Origin of the sequence: Acinetobacter sp. YH12251 (assembly GCF_013417465.1) — a bacterium.
Classification (GTDB): domain Bacteria; phylum Pseudomonadota; class Gammaproteobacteria; order Pseudomonadales; family Moraxellaceae; genus Acinetobacter; species Acinetobacter amyesii.
The window spans coordinates 1-4,135 of record NZ_VPDZ01000040.1 but is presented as its reverse complement, the minus strand read 5'-3'; the positions used below and the strand labels follow the sequence as shown (position 1 = coordinate 4,135).

Sequence of the window (4,135 nt, the reverse complement as noted above, 5' to 3'; positions counted from 1 at the left end):
AAGTCGTTTGAATGATTTCTTCTTGGTCTACGTGCCATAAAATACTCCATATATTGATGTTTATAACATCATTTGGGGAGCAAAATATCACTTATAAGTGTTGTTCAAATTTCCTGATCCACCTCTAATCTCCAAAATTAAAGTTGGTTTTATTTTTAATACTATTCTGTTTACAAAAGCTCATTATATGAGTCAATAAATGAACATATCTAACGGCTGGACTACTGCTTCAGCAACTAACGGCGATGAAATTCGTGTGAATATTATTCCGTTAAAAAAATTCAAAGCAATTTGAATGGTAAAACTTTAGTTGAAGTTGCTAAACAAGTTGTCCTAGAGTCAGGACAAAAGCTAACTTTAAATATTGATGGTAAATCTTTTTATACTGAACTAAATAAACTATATAAATTGTATTTTTAAACATTCACTCTCAAACCTAAACAGTTTAGAGCTAAATTTTTTAATTAAATTATTTATAGATTAACTATTTATTTTCTTAATTTTTGAAGAACTCTAAATTAAATATTATTAAAGGAAATTATTATGTCAAATTTAACTACAGGTACTGTTAAGTGGTTTAACGATACTAAAGGCTTCGGTTTCATCGCGGCTGATAATGGCGAAGAAGTTTTTGCTCATTTTTCTCAAATCATTTCAGGTGGTTTTAAATCACTTGCTGAAGGTCGGCGTGTACAGTTTAGCGTATCAAAAGGTCAACGTGGTTTCCAAGCGAGTGAAATCGTTGGGATTGATGGCTAATACATGGAAACTTTATTTAACAAAGTAATGTTAGATGTGGTTGATCAACATGGCGCTGTCTATACACTAGAAGCTATGTGCGAAAAATCCTCTGATGAGCCAAATAGTTATGGTGATTGCGTCCGATATTTAAATATTGATGATGAGATAATTAAGCCTAGCTTTGATATGCATTTTTACAGTAATAAAACTGGAAAAATATTTAAGTTATTTTAATTTTTACATGCAATTAAATTAACCTCCTCCGGGAGGTTTTTTATTGGGTGAAATATGGAGCCTGATGTATATAAAGCGCTAACCAAAAAGATACCTCCCAAAAAGAAACCACGCACCAGGCCATTACCTAAAGCCAGTGAAAAATACTTTGAAGCATTCGAGAGGTTAAAAGAAATATTAGACCGGATGGAAATGAAGTATGAGGAGTACTTTCATTTCAAAAGTACCAAACATTGGCGTTTTGATTTACACCTCATCGAACATCGCATGCTAATTGAAATAGCAACTGGTCCATGGTCTGGAGGTCGTAAAGGCAAACTTGCAACGAAGGCTTGGAATATGGATCGTTATGACCATGCTGAAGAATTGGGATATCGATTTCACAGGTTTGAATTAGCTGATATCAATATGGGGCGTGCAACGGTCTGGTTAAAAGCTTTAAAAAAAGATGAATTATTATAAGTTAGATATTTCAAAGCTTATTGTTTCAGGATGTTTGATTACTTTAACTTTCTCATAATATCCGTTAGTTTTGGATTTCAACCTTAACAATTATGAGAAGAAAGTCATGAATAAAAATTTTGAATTACATGTTTTAAGCCAGATTTATGATTTTCTAATAGAGCGAACTGAACATTCACAGCAAGGTTTGCATAACAAGGTTCTTGAGTTTTTTAAAGAACTGAATTTAGGTAATGACAATGATTTTGAAATTGTTGATCCTAAAAAGATTGCGGGTAAATTTGGAGCAGTGAGTTTTATTCACTTAATCAATGTACCAAACTTTCATGATAAAGATAAATTTTTAAAATGGGCATACACGCAGTTGAATCGATAGTTTATATTAATTAGCTTTAAAGATATATTTTGAATGCATATTTTGATTAAAGTGCTTTATAATTTACTGGCTCATATCAGCGCAAATGAATTGGGTGAAGCCCCACATGTATATGTGGGGCTTTTTTCATTCAATTTATGGAAAGTGTGAATGATCGAATATTACAATCTATATCTGATTATTACCTTAATATGAGAGAAATTTATCACTTTTGTGCGTAATTGCGAAATAAAACAAGAACTTGATTCACATAGATCTAACAGTTGTATCCTCATATTTAAGGATTATTGGTTATATTGAATATGCTTGTTAATTAATCAATATTTACAGCAATTTCTAAACTGATAATTACTTAAAGGGAATATGAATGTCTAATTTAACAAACGGTACAGTGAAGTGGTTCAACGGTACAAAAGGTTTTGGATTTATTGCTTCCGATACTGGTGAAGAATTATTTGCACACTATAGTGAAGTACGAATCGATGGCTATAAAGTACTAGAGGAAGGTCAGCGTGTAATGTTTGAAATTACGAATGGTAAGAAAGGCAAGCAAGCCAGCAATATCCAAATTCTCTAAAAAATATTTACTCAACATATTATGTATTGACCCGTCTTTCAAAGGCGGGTTTTTGTCATTAATTGCCATTAAGTTTTAATATTTAAATGCTTAATTAAAAATGAAAACTTCATGATAAGAGCAATAAAAATGATCTTTACAAGACTACAAGTACTGATTGGCGGACTAATTATAAGTGTGTTGATTTCTTCTGTGTGGATTTACCATGAAAAGAAGAAACAACGACGGGAAGAAATTCAAAAAATCATCGTCAAAGCTAGAGCAGGATTAAGTCACGCTCAATAATAGGAGCTAAACTTATGGAATACTTTAGACCATTCCCACCTTCAGATCTGATTGATCAGGCCGAGGAAAAAGACGCCATACGTCTTGCAGCAGCACAAGAATTATTGGCCTGGGTGAAAGATAATTATTTGAATGTAGGGATAACTTCATAATCTAGACAATCATTAATATATGAAAAACTTTATTTAAAGACTTTCTTATTATTTATCTCATAAATGATATTTCATAAATTTACACAGTAACCGTCATACTTTGTTAGTGTAGAGGTTTAGCAAATATATAGGCCTAAGTATGAAAGCGTTAGCAATTATAAGCGTAGTACTAGTAATTGGGCTGGTAGGTTGCCAGCAAAAAGACAGTAATGAAAATGAAGAGACGACAACACCTCACACATTAGATAAAGACTAACTTACTCGAATGATTATTACAGCAGATATGAAAAAACCCTCATTAAGAGGGTTTTTTTGGATTAGGGTTTTAAGCTTCAATCCAATTATCTTTAACTTCTTGAGAGTCTTTAGTCAGTACAATTTTATTGTCTGTAATTTCACCAACCCATGAAACTGGAATTAAGTGGTGATGACCATCACCATGCTTAGTCAGTTTAATTTGATCCGAACCTTGCAAGTGGTCTACTTCACCAACTTTAGTCCCACATGAAGCAATTACATCTGCATGGCTCTTAATATTTTCAACATTAATAGTAGTCATTAGAATATTATCCTATTTCAATGTGAGTGAGCATTCAGCCTATCGTAAATAGACGCTGATATCAGGGATTGAAATAGAAGGGATACAAAGGGCCTTATATTCTTACGTTCATGGCCAGATAAATTACATTGTATTATTTAGAAATAAGTCCCCATGATGGGGACTTATTGGATTATTACTTATGCTTAGTCTTAATCAGATCTGATAAATCAAAACCGATGGATTTTGCATAATCTAAGTATTCATCAACTGTGGCCTGGTCAGGGTTAGCAGTTCTGCTGAGTACCCAAAGATATTTTTTATTTGGTGACCCAACTAATGCAGTTTGATAGTCATCATCAATTTTTAGAACCCAATAATCACCACGGCCTACTGGCAACCAACGAATTGCTTTTGGTAAAAAGCTCACTTTAAGTTTCGAGTTGGCTGGCGCATTCTGAACATATGCTTCACCAATTGATTGGTTAAGTTTGCCGTCTGCACTATAGCAACTATTATATACTTTCACGTTACCATTTTCATTTAAAGAATATTTAGCAGTGACGTTGTAATCACATTTGTTCTGGAAATATAGCGGCTTACGTGCAATTTCATGCCATGTACCAAGATATTTATTTAAATCTACTGATGTGTGCTTAAAAAACAGGAGGGTTTAACTTGGTAAACTATACATACTCATTAGGAGTTTACCATGAGCAAGAAACAGAAGACTTACACCGCAGAATTTAAAGCTGAAGCCATAAAAGCCA

Annotated in this window: 7 protein-coding genes and 2 pseudogenes; 7 read left to right on the top strand and 2 right to left on the bottom strand. The window is 33.0% G+C overall.

Annotated elements, in window-relative coordinates; all coding sequences use genetic code 11:
* The first annotated feature begins 199 nt into the window (after nucleotides 1–199).
* The 7 genes and pseudogenes from FTV27_RS17290 to FTV27_RS16785 all read left to right on the top strand — a co-directional run bounded on the left by FTV27_RS17290 (nucleotide 200) and on the right by FTV27_RS16785 (nucleotide 2,827).
* Nucleotides 200–420 (top strand): annotated as a pseudogene (locus tag FTV27_RS17290) (transposase).
* 123 nt (nucleotides 421–543) lie between these two features.
* On the top strand, nucleotides 544–759 hold the full coding sequence (locus FTV27_RS16810; protein WP_180079328.1) for a cold-shock protein: 216 nt from the start codon (nucleotides 544–546) through the stop codon (nucleotides 757–759).
* Between the two features lie 3 nt (nucleotides 760–762).
* Nucleotides 763–975, top strand: coding sequence for a hypothetical protein (locus FTV27_RS16805; RefSeq protein ID WP_180079327.1), 213 nt, complete (start codon nucleotides 763–765; stop codon nucleotides 973–975).
* Nucleotides 976–1,029: 54 nt separating this feature from the next.
* On the top strand, nucleotides 1,030–1,437 hold the full coding sequence (locus FTV27_RS16800; protein ID WP_180079326.1) for a hypothetical protein: 408 nt from the start codon (nucleotides 1,030–1,032) through the stop codon (nucleotides 1,435–1,437).
* A 106-nt stretch (nucleotides 1,438–1,543) separates the two neighbouring features.
* Nucleotides 1,544–1,813, top strand: a complete 270-nt coding sequence (locus FTV27_RS16795; protein WP_078193453.1) for a hypothetical protein — start codon at nucleotides 1,544–1,546, stop codon at nucleotides 1,811–1,813.
* 367 nt (nucleotides 1,814–2,180) lie between these two features.
* A complete protein-coding gene (locus FTV27_RS16790) occupies nucleotides 2,181–2,390 on the top strand; it encodes a cold-shock protein (protein WP_111883687.1) in 210 nt (69 codons plus the stop codon).
* Nucleotides 2,391–2,689: 299 nt separating this feature from the next.
* A complete protein-coding gene (locus FTV27_RS16785; protein ID WP_180023748.1) occupies nucleotides 2,690–2,827 on the top strand; it encodes a hypothetical protein in 138 nt (45 codons plus the stop codon).
* Nucleotides 2,828–3,152: 325 nt separating this feature from the next.
* Here the strand turns inward: FTV27_RS16785 and FTV27_RS16780 are convergent, their stop codons facing one another.
* The gene (locus FTV27_RS16780) at nucleotides 3,153–3,386 is read right to left on the bottom strand and encodes a DUF2171 domain-containing protein (RefSeq protein ID WP_078193451.1); all 234 of its coding nucleotides are present in this window, start codon (nucleotides 3,384–3,386) and stop codon (nucleotides 3,153–3,155) included.
* 175 nt (nucleotides 3,387–3,561) lie between these two features.
* Nucleotides 3,562–4,011: pseudogene (locus tag FTV27_RS16775) on the bottom strand (lipocalin family protein); the annotation flags it as partial.
* Between the last annotated feature and the right edge of the window lie 124 nt (nucleotides 4,012–4,135).

What these genes read in the sequence shown, in the direction of transcription:
- FTV27_RS16790 (WP_111883687.1), top strand. Translation starts at nt 2,181, where the DNA reads ATGTCTAATTTAACAAACGGTACAGTGAAGTGGTTCAACGGTACAAAA.
- FTV27_RS16810 (WP_180079328.1), top strand. Translation starts at nt 544, where the DNA reads ATGTCAAATTTAACTACAGGTACTGTTAAGTGGTTTAACGATACTAAA.
- FTV27_RS16805 (WP_180079327.1), top strand. Translation starts at nt 763, where the DNA reads ATGGAAACTTTATTTAACAAAGTAATGTTAGATGTGGTTGATCAACAT.
- FTV27_RS16780 (WP_078193451.1), bottom strand. Translation starts at nt 3,386, where the DNA reads ATGACTACTATTAATGTTGAAAATATTAAGAGCCATGCAGATGTAATT.
- FTV27_RS16785 (WP_180023748.1), top strand. Translation starts at nt 2,690, where the DNA reads ATGGAATACTTTAGACCATTCCCACCTTCAGATCTGATTGATCAGGCC.
- FTV27_RS16800 (WP_180079326.1), top strand. Translation starts at nt 1,030, where the DNA reads ATGGAGCCTGATGTATATAAAGCGCTAACCAAAAAGATACCTCCCAAA.
- FTV27_RS16795 (WP_078193453.1), top strand. Translation starts at nt 1,544, where the DNA reads ATGAATAAAAATTTTGAATTACATGTTTTAAGCCAGATTTATGATTTT.